This window comes from Ochrobactrum sp. XJ1 (assembly GCF_024701725.1).
In the GTDB taxonomy this organism is placed as follows: domain Bacteria; phylum Pseudomonadota; class Alphaproteobacteria; order Rhizobiales; family Rhizobiaceae; genus Brucella; species Brucella anthropi.
In genome coordinates, this window is the sequence record NZ_VDGD01000003.1 from 132,530 (window position 1) to 155,432 (window position 22,903).

Below are 22,903 nucleotides of genomic sequence, written 5' to 3' on the forward strand. Positions count from 1 at the left end.
GGGTTGTTGGGCGCATAGCAGGTGAAGTTTGATGCTTCGCCTGCCGCAATCGGTTTGCGACATCTTCAGTTTCGCCGAGGAGAGAGGCATGTCCGACCAGACCATCACCGATACGCGCCTTTCTGACGGGTCGCGCGGTTTTCTGATGGCTTTGGCAGCCTATGGACTCTGGGGCGCTCTACCGTTCTATCTCAAGGCACTTGGCCACATCCCGGCAATGGAAGTCGTGTCGCATCGCGTGATCTGGTCGGTTCCGGTCGCGCTGCTGCTTTTGCTGGCTCTGGGCCAGTTCAAAGGCATTCTCAGCGCCGTGCGCCAGCCGCGTATGCTGGCCATGGCTGCTCTGACAGCCGGGCTTATCACTATCAACTGGTCGATCTATGTGTGGGCTGTGGCTCATGATCAGGTGATGGGTGCAGCGCTCGGCTATTACATCAATCCACTGTTCAATGTCGTCCTCGGCGGTCTCTTCCTCGGCGAAAGGCTGACCAGGGTTCAATATGTTGCCGTGGGACTGGCTTTCGCTGCAGTGATACTGCTGACCGTCAATGCAGGCGGTTTGCCGTGGGTATCGCTGGCGCTGCCACTGACTTTCGGCCTCTATGGTTTCTTCCGCAAGTCACTGCCAATGCCGCCGCTGCAGGGCTTCACACTTGAAGTGCTCATCCTGTGCATTCCGGCGCTGGGCTATGTGCTGTGGCTGGCCGCAAACGGTCAGGACCATTTCTCGACCGGCCCAGCGTTTAACGTGACGATGCTGCTTCTGGCCGGGCCTTTCACTGCCATCCCGCTGATCCTTTATGCAGGTGGTGCCAAATTGCTGCGCTATACGACGCTTGGCCTCATGCAGTACATGACGCCGACGATGTTGTTTTTCTTTGCGATTTTCATCTTCCATGAGCCGTTCTCGACCGCTCAGCTCGGTGCATTCGCGCTGATCTGGGCCGGTCTTGCGCTCTATACATGGTCGATGCTGGTCGAACATCGCCGGGGGCGGGTGAAGGCCTGATCTTCACAATTCGCTGAATGTGATTCTCTTCTGGTGGATATCCCGCCAGAAGCCTTATTTTGGCCGCTGTCTTTGCCACTCTTCCGCCGATAATCCTTGGCGGAGAATTATTTAAGATGGTCTTCTGGTCAGCGCCAGCAAACGAAAGACTAGTTGCTGCGACGGCGGAGCCAGATTTTGCGTCCTTCGGAGCTGCCCTCAAGGGCGAGCCGCTTTCTTCCCGCAGTCTGAGACCATTCCGGCAGGTCCGGTTTTCCCTGCATACACATCTGCGGTTCTGTCTGGCACTGGCAGCCGCTACCGTCATTGCCGGGGGCGGATTTTTGTTTACGACAGGGCGGCTGGTGCGGCATGGGCGGCCCGCACAACCGGTTATGTTCAATACAATTACACTGAGAAGGAACCGCGCTGCACCGAAAGAAGCACGACTGGTGCCGGAAGGAAGTATTGCCCCCGGAAGTCGGGTATCAAGACGCATCGACATAGCTGAAGGCGTCGAGGACGGCGACGCGCGCCTTTACACCTACCAGCACGTGGTTCTTGACGTCAAAGGCTCGAAACGCGCCGTGATTGATGATGCGCTTCGCGGAGGAATTTCCTCGCTGAAATCTCGTTCGGAACCAGCCGAAGAAGCACTGGAGCGGGGTATTCCGGTCAATGTCAGTCTCGCCAGACCAGCCGTAGGAACAAAAGCCAAGGTTCATGAAATTATTGTCGCGCCGCAGTCACGCGAACGATTGGGCGCGTTGTTGCAGGCAGCGGGCATAGCAATCGAGGACAGCAAGCGGCTTGAGGAGGCTCTGGCTCGAACTGAACTGGTACCCGGTGACAGTCTGGAACTGCTGGTCGATAAATCGGGGCAAGACGCTGGCGCTGATGGCGAACAGCACATCGCGCTTGCGCGCTTCGAGCATGGCGATATCGATAAAGCTGTCTATGGACGTGCCGACGATGGCGTTTTTCGCGCTACCGGCAATGAACGCCTTTTTGCACGACTGTCGCGCGATGCGATGCTGACAGCCTACCACCCACAAAATGAGGTCAGCAGTAGCGGCTCCATTCCGTCCCGGCTGGCACAGGCGGGCGCACCGAAAGCGATCGTCGGTGAAGTCGAGAGGCTGGCTTCACAGAATGGTATTTCGCTGAATGGTGGTAAAAGACCGGACTTGATCGACCTGCTCTTCCGCAAAAGTGCGGAGACGGAACCGGAACTGGTTTTTGTCGAGTTCACAACGGATGGGAAAAGCCGCCGCCTGTATCGTCATGAAGGCAATGGCGGTGCGGATTACTTTAATGAAGACGGCTCCTCCATGACGAAATATCTCATGCAGAAACCTCTTCCGAATGGCCGTCTCAATGATGGTTTTGGCTGGCGCATACATCCCGTTCTGCATGTTCGCAAACACCATAATGGCGTGGATTACGATGCGCCAATCGGCTCGCCCATCGTTGCGGCGGGTGACGGTGTGGTGGAGCTTATCTCGTATCAGAAGGGATATGGAAAATATGTCCGTATCCGTCATCAGGGTGGCTACAGCACGACCTATGCGCATCTTTCAGCGGCCAGAAAAGACCTGAAGGTTGGCGAACACGTCAAGCAGGGTGAGGTGATCGCCTATGTCGGGTCGACGGGGTATTCAACCGGCCCGCACCTCTATTATGAGCTCAAGGTCGGCGATCAGTATGTCAATCCGTTGACGGCACGTCTCAACGCTGGTGAAAAACTGACTGGCTCGTCCCTGAACAGCTTCCGTGAAGAGATCGACCATGTAGGGCAGATCGTCAATGAAATGAAGCTGCCAGTCATGCCTGCTGCGCCCGAAGCGGCGAAGGCAGCCACCGGGAAAAGTGACCGTCATTAGAGCAGTAAACCGCTCTAACTATTTGATCGGGCGATAGGCGTTTGCCAGCGCGACGAATTCTTCCACACTGAGCGTTTCGGCACGGCGTGTTCCGTCGATGCCTGTCTTCTCAAGAAGCTCGGCCCCGCCAACCGGTTTCAGGCTCTGGCGCAACATCTTGCGACGCTGTCCAAAGGCGGCCTGCGTGATTTGCCCGAGCGCATTCGCATTGCAAGGCAGCGGGTCTTCACGCGGGATGATATGGACGACTGACGACATCACTTTTGGCGGTGGTGTAAATGCTTGCGGCGGCACATCGAAGCTGATCTTCGAAACAGTTCTCCACCCGGCAAGCACACCCAGACGTCCGTAATGATCACTGTCAGGCGTCGCGACGATACGCTCGGCGACCTCCCGCTGGAACATCAATGTCATCGACGAATAGAAAGGGGGCCATGGCTCGACCAGCAGCCAGTTGAGCAGAAGCTGCGTGCCAACATTGTAAGGCAGATTGGCAACGATGCGCGGCTTTGGCCCATCTGGAAATAATGCCGAAAAATCCTGCTCAAGAGCATCGCCTGAGATGATGCGCAGACGACCCGGATAATGGGCCTCAATTTCGGCAAGAGCATCAAGGCATCGTTCATCGCGCTCGATCGCCGTGACATAAGCGCCTTGGGCAAGAAGTGCGCGGGTCAGTCCGCCGGGACCTGGACCAACTTCGATGATGGGCTGGTCCTGCAGATTCCCTGCCTGGCGGGCGATCTTCGATGTCAGATTGAGATCGAAAAGGAAATTCTGGCCGAGCGATTTCTTCGGCATCAGATCGTGCCGTTCGATTACCTCGCGAAGCGGGGGAAGGCCATCAATACTCATGCCATTTGTACTCGTTAATGTCCGTTGGCTGCATTCTCAGCCAGTTCTTGCGCAAGGCGAATAGCCGCGACAAGGCTGTCCGGGCGGGCGATGCCTTTGCCCGCAATGTCAAAAGCCGTGCCATGGTCTGGCGATGTGCGAATGAAGGGAAGCCCGAGCGTTACATTCACGGTTTCGTCGAAAGCCAGCGCTTTGGCAGGGATAAGAGCCTGATCGTGATACATGCAGACCGCAGCATCATAGGTTGCGCGGGCTGGCGCGTGAAACATCGTATCGGCGGGCAGGGGGCCGCGCGCATTGATCCCCTCACGGCGCAACGCCTCGATTGCGGGAAGGATGACGGCATCATCCTCTTTGCCCATGGCTCCACCTTCGCCCGCATGTGGATTGAGTCCGGATATGGCCAGACGCGGTGATGCGATGCCGAACCGTTCGTGCAGTTCGGTGGCGGTGATCCGCGAAACTTCGATGATATCGGAAGTACGCAAGCGTACAGGTACTTCGGAAAGCGGAATGTGTATGGTGACCGGAACGGCGCGAAGCTGTGGCCCGGCCAGCATCATGACCGGCGTAACAGGCTTTCCAAGATGCTTGCTTGCCAGTTCCGCCAGAAATTCCGTATGGCCGGGATGCTGAAACCCGGCTTCATAAAGCGGTTTCTTCGAGATTGGGCAGGTAACGACTGCCGAAGCCTCACCTTTCAGTGTGAGCGCGACCGCGCGCTCGATGGCTTCGATGATGCCTGCAGCGTTTTCTGGTAACGGCTTGCCGACATTGTCCGTCAGCTTGTTCCCGAGCGGAAGCACCGGCAACGCACGAGAAAAGACACTGCTTGCGGCAGATATAGTGGAAATAACCTCTATCTCAACATCAAGACCGAGGTGTCGCGCACGGGCAGCCAGTTGCAGCGGATCTGCCAGCAAGGCGAAAGGCGGCAGCGAAAGCTCGCTGCGCTGAAGCCAGGCTGCAAGCACAACATCGGGGCCGATGCCAGAAGGGTCGCCAATGCTGATGGCGAGGGGAGGAACAGGTGCGGCGGACATCACGTCATATTCCATAGAGGACGGATGAACCGTCCGGTCGGTTTAGCGATTAACGATCGTCGCCTTTTCGCGCAGTTCCTTCAGATATTTCTCGCTGAGCTGTTCGGCTTTCTTTTCCTGGCCGGCAGGGGAATCCGCACCTTCCATGGAGAAGACGAGCTGAGCAACGCGGTCATCCGATATTTGGCGGGTCGAGCAGACTGCCAGGAATTCCACGCCCTTTTCGGTTTCCTGTGGCGGGGTCGTGCCACCGACGGATGTTGCCTTGACCGCTTTCGCCCACTCGTTCGGCAACTGCTGTTCGATGATGCGGCCGAGATCACGGACGGTCACGTCAAGAATGCCTTTGGCCTGCTGACGGGTCGTGTCACAGCTCTGGAAGCGCGAGCGAAGCGCATTGGCTTCCTGCTTGCGCTTGGAAAGCAGGGCAGGAGAGCGTTTGGAAGCGGGGATCACGAAAATGACCTGCTGAAGGCGATATTCGGTTGCCACAGGCTTCTTACCGCCATCCTTCAACATGCGTTGAACGGCTTCCTGTTCACTGACCATGCCGGTCGCGCGGAAGCGGGCGCTGACGAGGCGGCCCCAGCCCATCTGGACCATGATGTATTTCTTGAAATGGTCAGGCGTAACACCTGACTGGTTCATCAACTGATTGAGCTGAGCCAGGCTCATCTTGTTGCGGCTGGCAAACCCGGCATATGCCTCATCGACCTGCTGGTCGGTAATGTTGATGCTGCGCGATTTCATTTCGATGCGCTTCAACATTTCATCGGTCAGTTCTTCTTTCGCGACCTGACTGAGATTGCCACCCTTGCGTTGCAGCTTCAGGAACGCGACGCGGTGCTGAATGTCGCTGTTCGTGATGGCATTGCCGGAAACGATGACTTTGACCTCGGACCCTGCACCTGCAGCAAATGCCGGAACCGCAACGGTTCCAAGCGTCGTCAGGCAAACTGCGGCGCTCAGCATGGAGGCGAAGAGAGGTCTTGCAATCATCATCTTTCTTTCCCGATTCCTTCCGGTCGACGAACGACAATCCTTACCGGACATATCCCATTATAGTCATTGCCGCTATTCAGCCCAACAAGCAATCATATCAGCGGCTGATCATAAGCTGCCTGTATAGATGAGCTAGTGCGGCGAAACAATGACCCAAAAGCTATTTTAGGAAGCTTGTATCGTCTGAATACTGAAGAATGGATGCCAAATCAGGCTTTGATGAGCAAATTTCTTTGTCGCATTAAATGGAAAGACCGGAAGCATTTCCAACGCTTCCGGTCCATCAAGATTAGAAAGTCTGATTGCCGCTGCCTATGTCGCCGAGGGTGCGCAGCGAAATGTTGAAGCCAACGCTATGGGACGCTTTATCATCACCCGGATTGCGGGTTTGGACATAAGCCATGGAATACGTGAAGCACTCATCATCATAAGCGAGGCCTGACGATGCGCGGACCAAGGTTTCAGATACCATATCGTAGGTGCCTGAGCCGAAGACGCGCCAGTTCGTATTGATACGCGCTGTTGCCGAACCGGTAATCTCCTGACGAAGATCACTATATCCGTAGGCCGGTTGCGGCGCGATATAGGCGTACTGTGCAGAAACTGTCAGCTTCTGCCAGTTCTGCTGGGCTTCAAGCTCGCCACGCTGAACTGCGAAACTGTCCTTGTCGAAACGTCCGCGAGCAGCCAGAGCAAGGCCTGTCGAGTTGGACGTGCCGATCATGGCCACATAGTCGGAGCGGGCATCTTGCAGGCCGGAATCTGCGCCGACATTCACGAAATCGCTTGTGCCGTAGGAGTTTACGCCACCCAGCTGGAATGACTGACCGCCGAGAGCATAAAGCGCCCAATCGCTATTGTTGAAGTTGCCCGAATAGCGGACGCCGAGATTGGCACGGGTGCCACCTTCAACACGATCATAACCGGAGAACTTGTCACGCGAGAACAGGTTCGTCGCGTCGAAGACAAAGCTCTGGGCATCTTCATTCGGCAACTCCCCTGCATAGCGTTCGTTGTTGCGAACATAAAGCTGGGCAATCGGTTCGATGATATGGGTTGAGCTGGTGGTCGAGAACAGGATCGGCCAGCGCAGTTCAAGCCCTGCGGTTGCCATGGCGCGAAGCGCTTCTGAACGCACGAGTGCATCCGTATAGCCAGCATCTGCCAGATTGAAGTTCGTATTGGCGCCAATGGCGTCGCCGCGCAGTGCCAGCAACGGCGTGATGACCAGACCGGCAGGCGTGATGAACGTCCGCTTCCATTCCGCTTCGGTGGTCAGACGTGCATTGGTTCCGTCGAAGCCAGGAACGCGAGGGAACCTCGTGCCGAGAGGCGTATAATTTGCATTCTGACGATAAAGAACCTGCAGATTGGTATTGAAGTTCAGCTCACCGCCATAGACCGGCTCAGGCATCGTGTAGGAATAATCCAGACTTGGGAAAACCCAAGGCTGCTTCGAATGCATCTCGTTCGGATTATCCGACAAGAGAGATTCCTGCACATTGAAACGGTAGAAGTTCAGGTCGAAATAATTCCGGTTATTAATACCCGTGAGGTATATCTTCGAAACCTGAGTTTCGGCGCCGTAGCCGTCAAGAGAATAAGTGCGGCTGAAATTCCGGTCGGTCTGTGCCATCACATCCCAACCAAAACGCCAGCGCGAATTAAGATTGAAATCGCCTTTCGATGCGACCATGCCGCGATTGTCTTCTTCGCGGTCAACGGTGTTTACATCGAATTCGCCCGGCTTGTTCTGGTGAATGCCCGCGATGCGAAGATTGTAGGTGCCATTTTCCAGGCGATGACGCCATTCAGCCTCGGTCAGGAAGCCCTGCTTGGTGTAGGCAGTCGTGGAAAGCGTGACGTCATAATTCGGTGCGAGTGCCCAGAAATATGAGTTCTTGATGCCGACGCCCAGATCATCCTTGTAGGAAAAACCCGGAAACAGGAAGCCGCTTTTGCGCTTCACCGTCGGGTCTGCCATCTCGAATGCCGGAAAATAGGCAAGCGGCATGCCGAAGAACTCGAAGCGGCCATGTTCAAAACGAACCGTCTTCGTCGTGCTGTTCCAGATGATCTTGCGCGCCTTGATCTGCCAGAGAACAGGCTTGTCTGGATTTTTCGCGCAGGGCTCGCAGGCCGTATAGACGCCATTGTTGAACGTCGTGATTTCGCCGTTGCTGCGTTCAGCGCTTTCGGCGGCAAAGCGGGTGTTGTCCGTCGTCTCGACACGAAGGCCGTTCACGAAGCCGTCGCGGAAACTGTCGGTGACATCCATATGTTCGGAGTAGATCTTGTTGCCGTCGCGTTCGACGATTTCAACATTACCCGTCGCGGTCATACGCCGCGTCTGCTGGTTATAGGTTACCTTGTCGGCGACGAGATGGTTGCCGTCATACTCGATACGCACTTTGCCCTGAGCCGTGACGGTATTGATGTCGCGATCATAGACGAGCTCGTCTGCTTGCAGAAGCATGCGCGCATTCGGATCGCTCTCATAATTGGATGCGAGAGCGTCCTGTGCCGATGCAGGAGAGGGCAGGGCTGCGACAGAAATGAAAGGTAAAGCAAGGACGCACGCCAAGGCCGTCCCGCGCGCAAGACGCGAGAGCGAATGGGGCAATACCATGCGGGCGTTACTCAAACCCACTAACCATCCTCCTTATGCAACAGAAAGGAGACACCAAAGAATGTCGCGATAACAACCGGAACCCAGGCAGCCACGAACGGCGGAACGAATCCCGCATTCCCGAATGCCTTCACCAGCACCGAAACGACATAAAGCATGAAGCCTGCGATAACGCCACCCAGAATCATCGCTCCTGACTGACCAAATCGCACAAATTTCAACGACACTGTTGCAGCAATGAGAGTCATCGCCATCAGCAATGCCGGCAATGCCAGAAGTGACTGGTATTGCATGTCAAATGCGTTTGCCGAATAACCGAACGAACGCGCGACTTCGATCTTGTGACGCAACTGCGTGAAGGGGATCGTGTCGGGCGTCGCGAGCTTCTCTTCCACATATTCTGGGCGCAGCTGCGTCTCTATCTGGAAACTCGCCATTTTCTGGGGTTCTTCGCCGCGCGCGAATCGCGTCACGTCGGTAAGCTCCCAATGACCGTCCTTCAGCTGCGCAGTCCGCGCATCGTAACGGACCTTGATGTTCTTCTTTTCATCGAACTGAATGAATGTCGCGTCAGCAAGCGTAGCGCCCTGATCCAGAATGCTTTTTGCGCCGATGATGGTTTCGCCTTCATCCGTTTTCTGGCGAAGCCATGGATCGCGCAAGGCGGAAACGTCGGTAACCTTGCCGGTCTTCCACGTCGATGCAATCTCGTCGGCCTTGGCAAAGCCGTAGGCAGCAAACGGATTGAGGATGAAGATCGTGGCAAGGCCAAACAGGAAAGCGCCGAAACAGGCAGGAAGAAGGAACTGCCAGGCGGAAACGCCGACGGAGCGGGCGACAACGAGTTCGTATTTTCTGTTGAGCGAGATGAGCGTCGCCATTGCGGAAAACAAGGCAACGAACGGGATCATCTGCTGCATGATGAACGGAACGCGCATGGCGGAAAGGCCAAGCGCAGCCCATACCGAATAGTCCGGCAGGTTTGAAAGCTTGCTCGCATTCTCGGTGAAGTCGAGAAGCAGGGACAATGCAAAGATACCGAGCAGAAAATAGAGTGTGATCTGCACATAGCGGATGAAGAAATAGCGTCCAAGCGTCCAGCCGATCATGCCTGACCTCCGGCTTTATTGCGCGAACGTCCGGTGAGACGGGCATAGCGCTCCGAAACACGGTTTCTCAGATTGTCGAAATTGTCGAGAATACGGTCGTTCCATTTGTCCGGCAGGCCGATCCGTCGCCCGGTAGCGAGCGCAAAGCCCGTCACAAGAATGACGGCGGCAGGAACGAGATACATAACGACGATATAGCCTGCATCCTTGTCGGCCCGATCGGACGCGAAATAGCCTGCCCAATAGACGAGAAGGGCGGTGCTGATCGCCGAGAAGGACGCCGATACGCGGGCTTCGCGATGCGAGCGGGAATCGCCAGCAAAAGCCAGTGCGATCATTGCAAAGACAACCGGATAGAGCCATTGCGTCAGACGGCGATGCAATTCGGCCTTGTAGCGCAATGGACGGGTCTGAAGGATCGGATCGTTCGGGTCCGGATTCAACAGGTAGGAAAGCGGACGATCCTTCGCGTAGATAACGAAATCGTCGCCAGCCGAGGCGAACTGGCTGAGATCGAATGCGTAGGAATTGAACTTGATGATCGAAACGGTGCCATCCGACACATCACGCCGCTGCACTTCACCGTTCTGCATCAAAAGCATGTCGCCAGTCGGCGTCGACGCAATCGCGCCATCTGCGGCGTAATAGATGAGGTCGAGCGACGGATCGCGTGAATCGGCAATGAAAAGCCCGCCAATGCTGCCGTCGGCGCGTCGTTCCGCCACCTGAATATAGAGATTATCCGCCAGTTTCCGGAAGTTGCCTTCCTGAACGATGACATTCATCAGGTCGGCGCTGGCATTGGCAATCATCGCGCGCATGTTCATGCGCGCATAGGGATCGACATAATTGGCGACGAGAAACGAGACGACGGAAATGACGGCTGCAAGAATCAGGATTGGACGCATGACCGCGCTGCGCGGTGCGCCCGACGCATTGATGACGACAAGCTCGGAATCCTGGTTCATGGTCGAAAGCGTCTGAGTGATTGCAATAATCAGCGCAAACGGCATCACGAGGGGGATGGCCGACGGGATCAACAGCGAGCTGAACTGAATGATGGTCTGGAATGTCTGTCCGCTAGTGGTCAGAAAGTCGATGCGCTGGAGCACCTGCACAGTCCAGGTAATACCGACCGCCGCCCCGAGCACTGCTAGGAACATGATCGCCACCCGGCGCAAGATGTACAACTCAATCAATCGCATAGGTGGAGTCTACATCCCGGTTCCGTTGAAGGAGCGCGCACCCGAAAGGGCAGCAGCACTCGTGATAATCATTAAACTTAATGACGCTTGGCTAAGATTGGCCCAATAAACGCGGTTAACAGACTACTAAAAGCATTAGGAAGATGCCAGCTCTGCTACTCCCATTAATGGGCCCTGTTAATGAGCGATGAGTCGGCTCATGGCAACCAGTTTTTGTGCGGAGCAGGTAAGACGGGTTTGCAATTGTGTCCTGCACGGTTTTCCTCGGGCTAAAACTGGACAATCTGGCATCAACTCTTGCTGTTTCGCCATATTCGTCTCACATGAGTGGGGAAAAGTCGCGACACAATCGTGTCATTCTCAAATCGACACCAAGTTTGGAGTTGTCATGTCTAAACGTCCTTCGATCTCTTTCAGCGATTTTGCAGCACCAGAAAAAGGCGTGTCCATCGTCCTCGTCGCCAAGGGCGGCGGCTTTGCGGATGAGGCGGCTCAGGCTGCTGGCGGTGCGGAAAAGATCAAGCGCATTGCCGAAATTTCCGGATTCACCGGTGCTCTCGGCAAGACCGCTGAGGCGATCGAAACCACGTCCAGCGGTGTCGACAAGATTGTTCTGGTCGGCGTCGGTGAACCGGGCAAGCTTGGCAATGACGATTGGTTGAAGATCGGCGGCGCTGCATTTTCACGAATCGGTAAAGCCGAGCGCGCAACGGTGACGCTTGCATTGCCCGAAACCACCATTGCCGGTGACGAAGCAGCTGATCTCGCGCTTGGTATGATTCTGCGCTCCTACAAGTTCGAGCGCTACAAGACGCGCAAGAACAATGAGGAAAATGGTGATCCGAAACACGCTGCCAAGATCAGCATCTGCGTCGCTGATCCGCACACGGCGAAGCGGGCTTTTGAAGTTGCTGAGGCGGTTGCGGACGGCGTTATCCAGGCACGCAATCTCGTCAATGAGCCTGCGAACATTCTCGGCCCGGTCGAATTTGCACAGGAAGCTGAAAAGCTCGAAAAGCTTGGCGTGAAGATCGAGGTTCTCGGCGAGAAGGAAATGAAGAAGCTCGGCATGGGCGCGCTTCTCGGCGTGGCACAGGGTTCCGTTCGCCCGCCGCGACTGGTTGTCATGGAATGGCAGGGCGCGAAGAGCAAGGAAAAGCCGGTTGCCTTTGTCGGCAAGGGCGTGGTGTTCGATACGGGCGGTATTTCCATCAAGCCTGCCGCTGGCATGGAAGACATGAAGGGCGACATGGGTGGCGCGGCAGCCGTTACTGGCCTGATGCGCGCTCTGGCTGGACGCAAGGCAAAGGTCAATGCCATCGGCATTATCGGCCTTGTTGAAAACATGCCGGATGGCAATGCCCAGCGCCCGGGTGACATCGTTACATCCATGTCGGGACAGACGATTGAAGTCATCAACACCGATGCCGAAGGTCGTCTCGTTCTCGCCGATGCGCTGCACTACACGAATGACCGTTTCAAGCCGCGCTTCATCATCAATCTGGCCACCCTTACGGGCGCTGTCATGGTTGCTCTCGGCCAGTATCACGCCGGCCTCTTCTCCAATGACGACGAGCTTGCAGATCAGCTTTATGATGCAGGCCAGTTGACCGGCGAAAAGCTGTGGCGCCTGCCGCTCGGCACCGAATACGACAAGATGATCGATTCGAAGTTTGCCGATATGAAGAACAGCGCTGGCCGTTACGGCGGATCGATCACGGCGGCACAGTTCCTGAAGCGCTTTGTCGGCGAAACCCCTTGGGCGCATCTCGACGTTGCCGGAACGGCTATGGGGTCGCCAGCAAACGAGTATAGCCAGACATGGGCTTCCGGCTATGGCGTCCGCCTGCTGGACCGCCTTGTCCGGGATCATTTTGAAAGCTAAAATCTTTTCCAAACAAAAGGATGGGTGGAGAAGCGGAATCAATTTCTTCACCCATTCCCGAAACGGATAGTGCATGGCGGAAATTCTCTTCTACCATCTGACGGAATCGACACTCGATGAGGCCTTGCCCGGTCTGGTCGAGCGCTCGCTCGGGCGCGGCTGGCGCGTCACGATCCAGACTGTCAGCGAGGAAAGACGCGATGCGCTGGATGGTTTGCTCTGGACCTTCTCCGATACGTCCTTCGTGGCGCATGGCACCGATAAAGAGCCTCATCCCGAACACCAGCCGGTTCTGCTGACCACTAGTGAAGCCAATCCGAATGGAGCGACGGTGCGCTTTCTCGTTGAAGGCGCAGGACTGGAACGGGCGGATGCCTATGAACGTCTTGTCGTCATGTTCGACGGCCACGATCAGGATCAGCTCGATATTGCCCGAGGGCAGTGGAAAAATTTCAAGGCGGGGAGCCACGACTTGACTTACTGGCAGCAGACGCCCGATCGCCGTTGGGAGCGCAAAGCGTGACGCGAGTGCTATTCATTTTGATGATCGTCGCCGGTTTCGGGCTCGCCATCGGTTATCCTTGGTATATGCGCCATTTCACTGGCAGAGAAATCGGGCGCTGGACCATGCTTGAAAACCGCCAAAGCGGCTTCAAGATACAGGAAGTCAGGCTGTCGGCGGACGATGGGCCGGTGCGTGTGTTCATTGATGCAACGCCTTTGCCGGGTTACGTACCTGCGGAAAGGCGCTCGGCGGTGACCCTTGCGGTCAGCCGCGACGGCCAGCCGGTTCTCTCTCAGGGGCTCGATTTCGCCTCCACGAGCGGGTCCATCAATACGGACCGCCCGCAGGATGGCAGCGTTCTGCGCCAGAGTGCGGGGGATATCGATCCAGTCATTCCAGGGCTTTATGCGTTCCGTCTGGTGCAGGGAAACACGGATGGGCTTCAGCTTTCAAAAGCCGATCTCGTATTGCGTCGTGGAGCGGAAACGCCGGACGAGGTCTATACGACCATAGGTCTGATCCTCGGTGCATTCGGTCTTTATGCTTTGATGCGCACGCGTTTGCGTCCCCAGAGCTGACCAATGACGATGCTCTGCAAAATTTCCGACAGGTTGCTGCTGTTGCTGCTTTCGGCTCTTGCAGCGCTGGTTGCGCTGATACCGCTCGAAAAGCTTGGCGTCTTCGGCTCTTCTTTTGAAGGGCAGAGCGGTTACGCCGCCCTTTATTTCGGGTTTCCCGTTCTGACCGTCATTTTCGCGCTTCTCGCGGTACGGTTCATGCCCCGCCCTCTGCCGGTTGCCATGCGTGTCATCGGCTGGATCCTGTTGGGGGTCGTGATCTTGCTTATGTTCACGTAGGACTCTGCCGACAGACAGAAGGCCGATTTTTAATCGGCCATAGCTTCTTCATATTTGGTGGAAAGCTCCAGCCACTTGTCCTCTGCATCCGCAAGTGCAGAACGGGTATCGCTCATGTCCTTGTTGATCCGGACCGCCTTCTGGGGTTCCTTCTCGTAAAGCGCCGGGTCTTCCAGTTGCGACGAGAAGCCTTGAATCTGTTTCTGCAGTTTTTGAATCAAGGCTTCGGTTTCCTTGATCTTTTTCTGCAGCGGCGCCATGGCTTCGCGCTTCTGGGCGGCGAGCTTTCGCTGTTCAGCCTTGTTGACCTTGGCGTTATCGTCGCGGTCAGCAGCCGGTTCTCCCTTGGCATCAGCAAGAACGATCTGTCGGTATTCATCGAGATTGCCTTCAAACGCCTTCACGCCGCCCTCGCGGACCAACCAGAGTCGTTCCATCGTGGCTTCGATAAGATGGCGGTCGTGGGCAATCAGGATAACCGCGCCGTTGAAAGCGTTGAGCGCATGCACAAGCTCCTCGCGGCTGTCGATGTCGAGATGGTTGGTCGGCTCGTCGAGGATCAACAGGTTGGGACCATGAAAGGTCGCAAGTCCCATCAGGAGGCGCGCTTTCTCGCCACCAGACAGGTCTTTGGCCGGCGTCAGCATCTTCTCGGTCGACAGGCCCATCTGCGCAACGCGCGCGCGCACCTTCGCTTCCGGTTCCATCGGTATCAGCTTGCGCACATGCTCGATGGCATTGTCTTCAGGAATCAGATCGTCCATCTGATGCTGTGCGAAGAATGCGACTTTCAGGCTCGGCGAAAGCGTGAGCGTGCCTTTTTCCGGCGTCAGACGACCGGCAATCAGCTTTGCAAGCGTTGACTTACCGTTACCGTTCGAGCCGAGGAGGGCGATGCGGTCATCATTGTCGATGCGCAAGGTCACATTGCGAAGGACCGGCTTGCCGGGCACATAACCGACATCGGCATTATCAAGCGCGATGACAGGCGATGCCGTCTTTTTGTCAGCGTCTGGAAAACGAAACGGCTGCACATTGCTTTCAACATAAAGCTCGATTGGTTTGAGCTTTTCCAAAGCCTTCATGCGCGATTGTGCCTGACGGGCCTTGGTGGCCTTGGCACGGAACCGTTCCACGAAGGATTCCATGTGCTTGCGGTGGGCTTCCTGCTTGGCGTGGGCCTTCTGCTGCAATTCCAGCATTTCGTGACGCTGGCGCTCGAACTGATCGTAATTGCCGCGCCAGAAGCTGATCTTCTTCTGGTCGAGATGCATGATCGAACTGGTCGCCGAGTTCAGAAGATCGCGGTCGTGGCTGATGATGATGACGGTGTGCGGATAGCGCTTCACATAGTCGACCAGCCACAGCACGCCTTCAAGGTCGAGATAGTTGGTCGGTTCGTCGAGGAGCAGCAGGTCCGGTTCGGCGAAAAGAACTGCGGCCAGGGCGACGCGCATGCGCCAGCCGCCGGAGAAGGCGGACGCAGGCTGGCGTTGTGCTTCGGCGTTGAAACCGAGACCGGACAGAATGGCGCCTGCGCGAGCTTCCGCCGAATGCGCATTGATATCGGCAAGGCGTGTATGAATTTCCGCAATGCGGTGCGGATCGGTTGCCGTGTCGGCCTCTTCAAGAAGTGCTGTGCGCTCCTTGTCCGCCTTCATGACGATTTCAATCAGTGCGTCCTCGGTGCCGGGCGCTTCCTGCGCCACCTGACCGATACGGGTATTTTTCGGAAGCGAGATGCTGCCGGTTTCCGGCGCAAGATCGCCCGTGATCACACGAAACAGCGTGGATTTGCCGGTGCCGTTGCGGCCGACGAAACCCGTCTTCGACCCCGCAGGCAGCGTTACGCTGGCGTGGTCGATCAAGAGGCGTCCGGCAATTCGTACGGAGATGTCGTCAAGGATAAGCATGGTGAAAGCGCTTTTGCACGGCTTGACGCGTTTCCGCAAGTATCAACATCAGTCAGGCGAAGCGGCGCCCGCCTTCGGTTCGCTGGAATTGTGAGAGGTCGAGCGACGGAGCGTCGGCACCGAGCCGCGTCAATGCAGCATGGATCTGGCCGCGATGGTGGGTCTGGTGATTGAACAGATGCGCCAGCGAAGGCGCAAGCCGCTGGCTCATCGTGCGCATGTCCGAAACGGTCGTATAGGTAAAACGTCCAGCAAGCTTGTCGGCGTTCAAGGAGTCGGTATACCGGCAGATGCGTTCATCTTCGGCATGACGCAGATCGCGCAGCGTGATGAAATTGTCGGTGATGATGGCGTCGAGTTGCTTTGGATGGTCGCCTTCGCCGGTAAACCGCTTCATCCAGATGCGGTCGGTGACCAGAAGATGGTTGAGCGTGCGATGGATCGAACCGAAGAACAGCCCAAGATCGAGCCGGTATTCCTCGTCGCTCAGATCGGCGGCAGCGGCATAGAGCAGTTCGTTGGCCCAGCGATTGTACCACGCAAACATTTGAAAATGCTGTTCCATACAAGTTCCCCGCTACCCGATAGCCTGAATCAGAGTGGCATTATCTATGCCTTCAAATTTCCGTCGTCTCAAGCTGCTAGGCGGTATGCGATGTGTTCAAAATGGTGTGGCCTCTTGGCAATTAGGCCTATCGACGGTATAGAGCCTCACTTTTCTGAAATTTCCTAGCGAACAAGGTGTCATAATGGCAATCGAACGTACCTTCTCCATGATCAAGCCCGATGCGACCCGCCGCAACCTGACCGGCGCAATCACCGCCAAGCTCGAAGCAGCTGGCCTGCGCGTCGTCGCTTCGAAGCGCGTCTGGATGAGCCTGCGTGAAGCTGAAGGCTTCTATGCTGTTCACAAGGATCGCCCGTTCTTCGGCGAACTGACCGAATTCATGTCTTCCGGCCCGACGATCGTTCAGGTTCTGGAAGGCGAAAACGCCATCGCCAAGAACCGCGAAGTCATGGGTGCAACCAACCCGGCCAACGCTGACGAAGGCACCATCCGCAAGGAATTCGCCCTGTCGATCGGCGAAAACTCGGTTCACGGTTCCGACGCTCCGGAAACCGCTGCAGAAGAAATCGCTTACTGGTTCTCGGGCACCGAAATCGTCGGCTAATCCCAACGAGAATTCAAAGAAAAAGCCCGGCATTGCCGGGCTTTTTTTGTTGGGTGGGATGACGCGCAGAAGCAAATCTCAGAGGCTCTGTGCGAGCCTTGCCATCTCTTTCCCTTCGTCATCGAAGAGAACAAGCTTGCCCATGTCGATCTTGTAGGACTTGGTTTTGCCGAGCACATCGAGGAACTTGCGTTCCTGGTTCATGAGGGCAGGCGGGCACTGGACATAGGTCGATCCGATATCGGCAAAGGAAATGTTTTCCCCGGTCACGACCGCCTTGCTGAAATAACGGTTGCAGCCGCCTGAGCCACTGACGGCACCGTCGCTCGAAACCGTCAGCGTCGTCTGGGCATTGTCGATCACGCCGCCGCCCTGAATGTCTTCCGCGAGCCAGTCCTTGCCCTCGATGCCGATGGCAACGCCTTCATCACCGCTCTTGCGAACCATCACAACCTTGATTTCTGCCGGTTCTCCGGGGTTCTCCGGATCGATGGTATAGCGCTCGTCATTGACGAACCATAGCGTATCGCCTGCCGAAATGCGCGCCTGCAGGGCATAGGTATGACCGGGCTGAATCTGGTCCGTATCAAAATTGATGGCAAACGGGATCGGCGATCCCTGAACGGATTCAATCCGCGTTTCGCCAATGACTTTGGAAGGAGCGTCGGCCAGCGAGACATCGGAAAGCTGAACCGTCAGGTTTGCCTCCGGTGGCAGCGCGATACGCTCACGATACATCACCTTGCCGCTGACGGTTTTTTCCGCGGCAATGCTGCTCGTCGGCATCGACGTGGTCAGGAATAAGGCAGCGCCACCAAGCGCGCCAATGCCGACCACGAGTGCCGCAGCAATTGAAAGGGTTTTTGCCAGTCCATTTCGCATCGTCAAAGCCCGAAACTTCCGTTCCCGCACGCGTCATCTGTTGCAAGACAGATGGCGCTGATGCGGTTTCCAATCTGTCTTTCATTATCGCTTGTCAGCGTCTGATTCATCATGCCGACATTAGCGAAATCTTCATGTGAAAATTGTGGCAGCGCAAGAACACACCACCTAAATTAGCCATTATTCTAGGGGGTTAAATAGTTAATTCACGATTAAAATGAGAAATAGAGATCAACAGAATAGCTGGCAATCGAAAGATTACGACTGTTTCCAGCGTTCGCGGATCTTTTCGTCTTCCTCTTTGGACGACACCCAGCCACCAACCGAACCATCTGCGAGATGTTCCCGCTTCCAGAAGGGGGCGTCGGTTTTCATGTAGTCCATCAGGAATGAGGCGGCCTCGAAAGCCGCATGTCGATGCGACGACGCTGCTGCAACCAAAACGATGTTTTCGCCCGGTTTGATGAGTCCATAACGGTGAATGATCGTGAGGGCTGTTATCGGCCAGCGCTCGATGGCCTGTCGGGCGATGCGGGTGATTTCAGCTTCGGCCATGCCCGGATAATGCTCCAGTTCCAGAGCGGAAAGCGAGCCGCTTTCATCGCGACACAACCCGGTAAAGGTGACGATAGCGCCGATATCCGTGCGCCCATGCTCAAGCTTGCGCAGTTCCGCTGCCGTGTCGAAGTCTTCACTTCTTATGCCGACGAAAAGTGGGCATGTCATTAGGGCATTTCCAGTTTTGCTTGAATCATTGAAAATGGCCTATGTTTTTCTTTTACGCATTATCCTACGCAAAACCGCTCCGCACTTTTGCTGGAAATGCTCTTGCCCGCTCACTTCATCCTCCCGTCATGGGCGGAAAGAGCGCAACTTCATCGCCGTCATTCACGAGTTCAACGTGCTCGGCATGTTCCTGATTGATCGCGGCACGGATGACATGTTCGTGCTCGAAGGCGGCTTCATATTCATCACCGCGCGATTTCAGGTGGCTGATCAGGTCAGCCACTGTCGTTTTGGGCGAGGGAAGTTCGATTAACTCTTCACCCTTGCCGATTTTCTCGCGCACCCATGCAAAATAGACGAGTTTTACCGTCACTGGATCAATCCATTACGTGTTTGAGGCCCGCCTTGAAATAGTCCCAGCCCGTATAAAGCGTCAGAAGAGCCGATATCCAAAGCAAGACAATACCCATTTCGGTTACATAGGGCACGACTTTGTCACCAGCAGGGCCTGCGAGCAGAAATGCGAGAGCAACCATTTGTGCTGTCGTCTTCCATTTGGCGAGACGGGAGACGGGAACGCTGACCTTCAGTTCGGCAAGATACTCACGCAACCCCGAAACAAGGATTTCGCGGCAAAGGATGATGATTGCGGCCCACAGCGTCCAGCCGGCGATCGTGCCATCAGCTGCCAGAAGCAGCAGGATGGCGGATACGAGCAGCTTGTCGGCAATCGGGTCCAACATGCGACCGATGGTCGATGTCTGCTTCCAGATGCGGGCGAGGTAACCGTCGAAAAAGTCTGTAATGCTGGCGACGATAAACAATCCCAGAGCTGTCCATCGGGCGAAATCGCTTGATTCCAGCCGCCCCTCGACAAAGAAGCACAATACCACAAGGGGAACGGCGATGATCCGGCCGTAAGTGAGGATATTGGGCAAGGAGAGGGTATGATTTTTCTGCATTGTTCCGCCACGTCGTTGTTAGCGCACATCAACAGGGATGACCGATAAAATCAACACCTGCGAATATGTTCTGCCGGGACCTAATGACGCTTGTGCATAAATCCCGGACAAAATTGCGTCATCTGTCACGAAAATGATCGTGAATCGTCTTGGCCATGGCTTCCGAGATGCCTTCGATCTGCATCAGATCGGCAACCGCGGCTCTGGAAACCGCTTTTGCAGTCCCGAAATGGTGCAGCAGGGCACGCTTGCGCGATGGGCCGATTCCCGCAATTTCATCGAGCGGATTCTTGACCATTTCCTTCTTGCGACGGGCGCGGTGTGTGCCGATGGCAAACCGGTGCGCTTCGTCGCGCAGGCGCTGGATGAAATAAAGTACAGGATCGCGCGGCGGCAGCGTGAAGGCCTGTTTGCCTTCCACGAAGAAACGCTCGCGCCCCGCTTCACGGTCGACGCCCTTGGCAATACCGATTGCATTGACGAGATGGCTGATTCCAAGCTCCCCGAGAATTTGCCTTACCGCACCGACCTGGCCTTGACCGCCGTCGATCAAAATGACATCGGGCCATGCGGGAAATGTATCGGTTACTTCTGCGTCAGCGGGCTCTTCCGGCGTGCCATGCTCCTTGACCAGCCGTGAGAAGCGCCGCTCGATAACCTCGCGCATCATGCCGAAGTCGTCGCCCGGCGTAATGTCAGTCGAGCGGATATTAAACTTCCGGTACTGGTTTTTGACAAAGCCTTCCGGCCCGGCGACGATCATGCCACCGACGGCATTCGTGCCCATGATATGCGAGTTATCGTAGACCTCGATGCGGCGCGGGGGCTGGGACAGGCCGAAGGTCTCAGCCATGCCTTGCAACAGGCGCGCCTGTGACGATGTTTCGGCAAGCCGCCGTCCAAGCGCTTCGCGCGCATTGGTCAGGGCGTGATCGACAAGGTCTTTCTTCTCGCCGCGCTGTGGAACGTTGACCTGCACCTTATGGCCCGCTCGCGTCGAGAGCGCTTCGGCAATAAGCGATTGCTCCTCAACCGTTTCGGACAAGAGAACCAGACGCGGACATGGCTTGTCGTCATAGAACTGTGACAGGAATGCCCCCAGAACCTCTGCCGGGCCGAGCGAACTGTCCGCTTTGGGGAAATAGGCGCGATTGCCCCAGTTCTGGCCAGTACGGAAGAAGAAAACCTGAATGCAGGTCATGCCACCTTCCTGATGTATGGCGAAAACGTCAGCCTCTTCGACCGTCTGTGGATTGATACCCTGATGTGACTGGACGTGTGAAAGCGCAGCCAGGCGATCCCGGTAAACCGCTGCATGTTCGAAATCGAGATCAGCCGATGCGGCTTGCATTGCCGTTGCAAGGTGGTCTTTTACCGACTGGCTCTTGCCGGACAGAAACGCCTTGGCCTCGTTGACGAGTTCGGCATAGTCCTCATCGCTGATCTCGTGCGTGCAGGGGCCGGAGCAACGCTTGATCTGAAAGAGAAGGCAGGGACGGGTGCGTGTCTCAAAAACCGAATCCGTGCATGTCCGCAACAGAAAGGCGCGCTGAAGCGCGTTGATCGTGCGACCGACAGCACCGGCAGAGGCGAATGGGCCGAAATAGTCTCCCTTGCGGGACCGTGCACCGCGATGCTTGAAAATGCCGGGTGCCCGATGGTCGCCAGTCAGGAGAATATAGGGAAACGACTTGTCATCGCGCATCAGCACGTTGAAGCGCGGACGCAATCTCTTGATGAGATTTGCTTCCAGCAACAAGGCCTCGGTTTCTGTCCGGGTGACGACGAATTCCATCGTCACCGTTTCGCGGATCATCCGGGTGATGCGATTCGAATGGCCGATCCCGCGCGCATAATTGGAGACGCGCTTCTTGAGATTGCGTGCCTTGCCGACATAGAGCACGTCACCATCGCTGTTGAACATGCGATAGACGCCCGGATTGTTCGGCAGGCGCTTCACGAAAGCATTGATGATGTCCTGACCGCTCAGGCCTTCAATGTCCGGCAGGCCATCCGTAGAATCCCATTGAATGGAATCGGCAGCGGACGGCGAGGCAGGAACGTCGACTATATCGTCGGTCTCGTCATCATCGTCGGTTTCCGCATCACCAATGATAATACCGGCCACATCCTGCTCGTCATCTGACGGCAGGTTTGCAACGGCATCCTCATTGTTCTTGCGGTTTCCGGTCATTCGGTGATTCCTGCAATATCCGGGGTTTCCCACGCCAGATGCTGTCCGCCATCAAGTGCGATCATCTGGCCGGTGACGGAGCGGCTTTCCCAGAAATAGCGAACAGTACGCCCAAATTCCGACAATTCCGGCGCACGTTGCAAAAGAAGTTTCTCGACCTGCTGTTCGAAATCGCCTGGCTTCTGCCGTTCGCTCGGCAATGTTGGACCAGGTGCGATTGCATTGACCCGAATCTGCGGAGCAAGCGCTTGTGCCATCGTTCGGGTGGCATTCCAGAGGGCCGTCTTTGAAAGCGTGTAGGAAAAGAAGTTCGGATTGAGCTTCCAGACGCGCTGGTCGATGACATTGACGACAAGCGCTTCTTCACGATCGGGCAGGGCTTTTGCCATTTCTTCAGCCAACAGGACAGGCGCCTTGAGGTGGATGGCAAAGTGCTTGTCCCACAGCGTCATGTCCAGTTGGCCGATACGGTCATCTTCAAAGAGCGATGCATTATTGACGAGGAGCTGGATCGGCCCGATCTGGCGCGACGCATCTTGCACAAGATTGCGAATATCAGATTCGGACGAAAGGTCTGCGCGCACGACACAGGCTTTGCCGCCTTGTTCATTTATGGACGCTGCAAGGGCGGCGCCTTCATCGATGGAGTGATTATAGTGTATGGCGACCGGGAAGCCATGGGCGGCGAGGTCTTCGACAATTGCCTTCCCAATGCGCCGTGCGCCGCCGGTGACCAGAACCGGGCATTTAGCAAGCAGGCGAGGCTCTTGATCGTTCAACACGGTAAACACTTTCTTATCGAGATTCTTCAATCGATTTCATGCCATTTCGGTCGGAAGATTGCAGCTAAAAACAGCGCCCGCAATGTTCACAACTGACAAATTTGTAGAGATTTCAGCGGCTTCGTGTCACTTCGCCGCGCGTTGCCGTCACTGCAATCGACGTTATCCCACTATATAGGTGGCTGAATTCGGCGTTGCGATAATGCAACATCGTATTTTTGCCATGTTCTCGTCAGGTTCTCTCCACAGAAGCGGGCATTTCGTGCCGCAATTACCGCCGATATGTCGATCCTGTCAGCGCGGCATGGACG

The 22,903-nt window shown here is 56.0% G+C and carries 21 protein-coding genes; 7 read left to right on the top strand and 14 right to left on the bottom strand.

Translation table 11 applies throughout. The annotated features are described in order from the left end of the window. Positions 1–88: 88 nt before the first annotated feature. Positions 89–1,009: an EamA family transporter RarD gene (rarD, locus tag FG152_RS06120; protein ID WP_029925235.1), complete on the top strand. Its 921-nt coding sequence runs from the start codon at positions 89–91 to the stop codon at positions 1,007–1,009. A gap of 116 nt (positions 1,010–1,125) precedes the next feature. Next, positions 1,126–2,871: a peptidoglycan DD-metalloendopeptidase family protein gene (locus FG152_RS06125; RefSeq protein ID WP_498985502.1), complete on the top strand. Its 1,746-nt coding sequence runs from the start codon at positions 1,126–1,128 to the stop codon at positions 2,869–2,871. Between the two features lie 18 nt (positions 2,872–2,889). Here FG152_RS06125 and rsmA read toward each other — a convergent pair whose 3' ends face one another. From rsmA to lptF, 6 genes are all read right to left on the bottom strand, one after another. Further along, positions 2,890–3,726, bottom strand: a complete 837-nt coding sequence (gene rsmA, locus FG152_RS06130; RefSeq protein WP_010661662.1) for a 16S rRNA (adenine(1518)-N(6)/adenine(1519)-N(6))-dimethyltransferase RsmA — start codon at positions 3,724–3,726, stop codon at positions 2,890–2,892. Positions 3,727–3,740: 14 nt separating this feature from the next. Further along, positions 3,741–4,769: a 4-hydroxythreonine-4-phosphate dehydrogenase PdxA gene (pdxA, locus tag FG152_RS06135; RefSeq protein ID WP_498985504.1), complete on the bottom strand. Its 1,029-nt coding sequence runs from the start codon at positions 4,767–4,769 to the stop codon at positions 3,741–3,743. Between the two features lie 42 nt (positions 4,770–4,811). Beyond that, positions 4,812–5,771, bottom strand: coding sequence for a peptidylprolyl isomerase (locus FG152_RS06140; RefSeq protein ID WP_498985506.1), 960 nt, complete (start codon positions 5,769–5,771; stop codon positions 4,812–4,814). A gap of 289 nt (positions 5,772–6,060) precedes the next feature. Then, positions 6,061–8,400: an LPS-assembly protein LptD gene (locus tag FG152_RS06145; RefSeq protein ID WP_498985723.1), complete on the bottom strand. Its 2,340-nt coding sequence runs from the start codon at positions 8,398–8,400 to the stop codon at positions 6,061–6,063. 20 nt (positions 8,401–8,420) lie between these two features. Then, positions 8,421–9,509, bottom strand: a complete 1,089-nt coding sequence (gene lptG / locus FG152_RS06150) for an LPS export ABC transporter permease LptG (protein ID WP_010661666.1) — start codon at positions 9,507–9,509, stop codon at positions 8,421–8,423. After that, positions 9,506–10,714 (bottom strand): LPS export ABC transporter permease LptF, encoded by a 1,209-nt coding sequence (gene lptF / locus FG152_RS06155; protein WP_010661667.1) that lies wholly within the window; start codon positions 10,712–10,714, stop codon positions 9,506–9,508. Before lptF ends, lptG begins: the two co-directional genes overlap by 4 nt. Positions 10,715–11,102: 388 nt before the next feature. On the opposite strand from lptF, the gene FG152_RS06160 reads away from it, so the two are divergent. The 4 genes from FG152_RS06160 (at position 11,103) to FG152_RS06175 (ending at position 13,961) form a co-directional block, all read left to right on the top strand. Beyond that, a complete protein-coding gene (locus tag FG152_RS06160; RefSeq protein ID WP_036580666.1) occupies positions 11,103–12,599 on the top strand; it encodes a leucyl aminopeptidase in 1,497 nt (498 codons plus the stop codon). A gap of 73 nt (positions 12,600–12,672) precedes the next feature. Further along, positions 12,673–13,122 carry a DNA polymerase III subunit chi gene (locus FG152_RS06165; RefSeq protein WP_036585770.1) on the top strand — a complete coding sequence of 150 codons (450 nt, stop codon included), beginning with the start codon at positions 12,673–12,675 and terminating at the stop codon, positions 13,120–13,122. Continuing rightward, positions 13,119–13,682 carry a type IV secretion system effector BspB gene (gene bspB, locus FG152_RS06170; protein WP_498985508.1) on the top strand — a complete coding sequence of 188 codons (564 nt, stop codon included), beginning with the start codon at positions 13,119–13,121 and terminating at the stop codon, positions 13,680–13,682. Before FG152_RS06165 ends, bspB begins: the two co-directional genes overlap by 4 nt. Positions 13,683–13,685: 3 nt before the next feature. Further along, complete coding sequence (locus FG152_RS06175; protein WP_029925217.1) at positions 13,686–13,961, top strand: hypothetical protein; 276 nt, start codon at positions 13,686–13,688, stop codon at positions 13,959–13,961. Between the two features lie 29 nt (positions 13,962–13,990). Here FG152_RS06175 and FG152_RS06180 read toward each other — a convergent pair whose 3' ends face one another. Together FG152_RS06180 and FG152_RS06185 are read right to left on the bottom strand one after the other, a co-directional pair. Next, positions 13,991–15,874, bottom strand: coding sequence for an ABC-F family ATP-binding cassette domain-containing protein (locus FG152_RS06180; protein ID WP_498985510.1), 1,884 nt, complete (start codon positions 15,872–15,874; stop codon positions 13,991–13,993). A gap of 52 nt (positions 15,875–15,926) precedes the next feature. Beyond that, complete coding sequence (locus FG152_RS06185) at positions 15,927–16,439, bottom strand: DinB family protein (RefSeq protein WP_040129495.1); 513 nt, start codon at positions 16,437–16,439, stop codon at positions 15,927–15,929. Between the two features lie 184 nt (positions 16,440–16,623). Here FG152_RS06185 and ndk point away from each other — a divergent pair, with 184 nt between their 5' ends. Next, positions 16,624–17,046 carry a nucleoside-diphosphate kinase gene (ndk, locus tag FG152_RS06190; RefSeq protein WP_010661674.1) on the top strand — a complete coding sequence of 141 codons (423 nt, stop codon included), beginning with the start codon at positions 16,624–16,626 and terminating at the stop codon, positions 17,044–17,046. 78 nt (positions 17,047–17,124) lie between these two features. Here ndk and FG152_RS06195 read toward each other — a convergent pair whose 3' ends face one another. The 6 genes from FG152_RS06195 to FG152_RS06220 all read right to left on the bottom strand — a co-directional run bounded on the left by FG152_RS06195 (position 17,125) and on the right by FG152_RS06220 (position 22,622). Next, on the bottom strand, positions 17,125–17,928 hold the full coding sequence (locus FG152_RS06195; RefSeq protein ID WP_010661675.1) for a YbaY family lipoprotein: 804 nt from the start codon (positions 17,926–17,928) through the stop codon (positions 17,125–17,127). Positions 17,929–18,186: 258 nt separating this feature from the next. After that, complete coding sequence (locus FG152_RS06200) at positions 18,187–18,654, bottom strand: molybdenum cofactor biosynthesis protein MoaE (RefSeq protein WP_029925213.1); 468 nt, start codon at positions 18,652–18,654, stop codon at positions 18,187–18,189. Positions 18,655–18,769: 115 nt separating this feature from the next. Continuing rightward, the gene (gene moaD, locus FG152_RS06205) at positions 18,770–19,027 is read right to left on the bottom strand and encodes a molybdopterin converting factor subunit 1 (protein ID WP_010661677.1); all 258 of its coding nucleotides are present in this window, start codon (positions 19,025–19,027) and stop codon (positions 18,770–18,772) included. A 4-nt stretch (positions 19,028–19,031) separates the two neighbouring features. Continuing rightward, positions 19,032–19,616 (bottom strand): CDP-diacylglycerol--glycerol-3-phosphate 3-phosphatidyltransferase, encoded by a 585-nt coding sequence (gene pgsA / locus FG152_RS06210; RefSeq protein WP_010661678.1) that lies wholly within the window; start codon positions 19,614–19,616, stop codon positions 19,032–19,034. 118 nt (positions 19,617–19,734) lie between these two features. Next, the gene (gene uvrC, locus FG152_RS06215; RefSeq protein ID WP_498985513.1) at positions 19,735–21,810 is read right to left on the bottom strand and encodes an excinuclease ABC subunit UvrC; all 2,076 of its coding nucleotides are present in this window, start codon (positions 21,808–21,810) and stop codon (positions 19,735–19,737) included. After that, positions 21,807–22,622 carry an SDR family oxidoreductase gene (locus FG152_RS06220; protein ID WP_036595813.1) on the bottom strand — a complete coding sequence of 272 codons (816 nt, stop codon included), beginning with the start codon at positions 22,620–22,622 and terminating at the stop codon, positions 21,807–21,809. The genes uvrC and FG152_RS06220 overlap by 4 nt, the downstream gene beginning before the upstream one ends. Positions 22,623–22,903 lie beyond the last annotated feature (281 nt).

Bases quoted from the DNA above. Each gene is read 5' to 3' on its own strand.
- rarD (WP_029925235.1), top strand. From the start codon at position 89: ATGTCCGACCAGACCATCACCGATACGCGCCTTTCTGACGGGTCGCGC.
- FG152_RS06125 (WP_498985502.1), top strand. From the start codon at position 1,126: ATGGTCTTCTGGTCAGCGCCAGCAAACGAAAGACTAGTTGCTGCGACG.
- rsmA (WP_010661662.1), bottom strand. From the start codon at position 3,726: ATGAGTATTGATGGCCTTCCCCCGCTTCGCGAGGTAATCGAACGGCAC.
- pdxA (WP_498985504.1), bottom strand. From the start codon at position 4,769: ATGTCCGCCGCACCTGTTCCTCCCCTCGCCATCAGCATTGGCGACCCT.
- FG152_RS06140 (WP_498985506.1), bottom strand. From the start codon at position 5,771: ATGATGATTGCAAGACCTCTCTTCGCCTCCATGCTGAGCGCCGCAGTT.
- FG152_RS06145 (WP_498985723.1), bottom strand. From the start codon at position 8,400: ATGGTATTGCCCCATTCGCTCTCGCGTCTTGCGCGCGGGACGGCCTTG.
- lptG (WP_010661666.1), bottom strand. From the start codon at position 9,509: ATGATCGGCTGGACGCTTGGACGCTATTTCTTCATCCGCTATGTGCAG.
- lptF (WP_010661667.1), bottom strand. From the start codon at position 10,714: ATGCGATTGATTGAGTTGTACATCTTGCGCCGGGTGGCGATCATGTTC.
- FG152_RS06160 (WP_036580666.1), top strand. From the start codon at position 11,103: ATGTCTAAACGTCCTTCGATCTCTTTCAGCGATTTTGCAGCACCAGAA.
- FG152_RS06165 (WP_036585770.1), top strand. From the start codon at position 12,673: ATGGCGGAAATTCTCTTCTACCATCTGACGGAATCGACACTCGATGAG.
- FG152_RS06175 (WP_029925217.1), top strand. From the start codon at position 13,686: ATGACGATGCTCTGCAAAATTTCCGACAGGTTGCTGCTGTTGCTGCTT.
- FG152_RS06180 (WP_498985510.1), bottom strand. From the start codon at position 15,874: ATGCTTATCCTTGACGACATCTCCGTACGAATTGCCGGACGCCTCTTG.
- FG152_RS06185 (WP_040129495.1), bottom strand. From the start codon at position 16,439: ATGGAACAGCATTTTCAAATGTTTGCGTGGTACAATCGCTGGGCCAAC.
- ndk (WP_010661674.1), top strand. From the start codon at position 16,624: ATGGCAATCGAACGTACCTTCTCCATGATCAAGCCCGATGCGACCCGC.
- FG152_RS06195 (WP_010661675.1), bottom strand. From the start codon at position 17,928: ATGCGAAATGGACTGGCAAAAACCCTTTCAATTGCTGCGGCACTCGTG.
- FG152_RS06200 (WP_029925213.1), bottom strand. From the start codon at position 18,654: ATGACATGCCCACTTTTCGTCGGCATAAGAAGTGAAGACTTCGACACG.
- pgsA (WP_010661678.1), bottom strand. From the start codon at position 19,616: ATGCAGAAAAATCATACCCTCTCCTTGCCCAATATCCTCACTTACGGC.
- uvrC (WP_498985513.1), bottom strand. From the start codon at position 21,810: ATGACCGGAAACCGCAAGAACAATGAGGATGCCGTTGCAAACCTGCCG.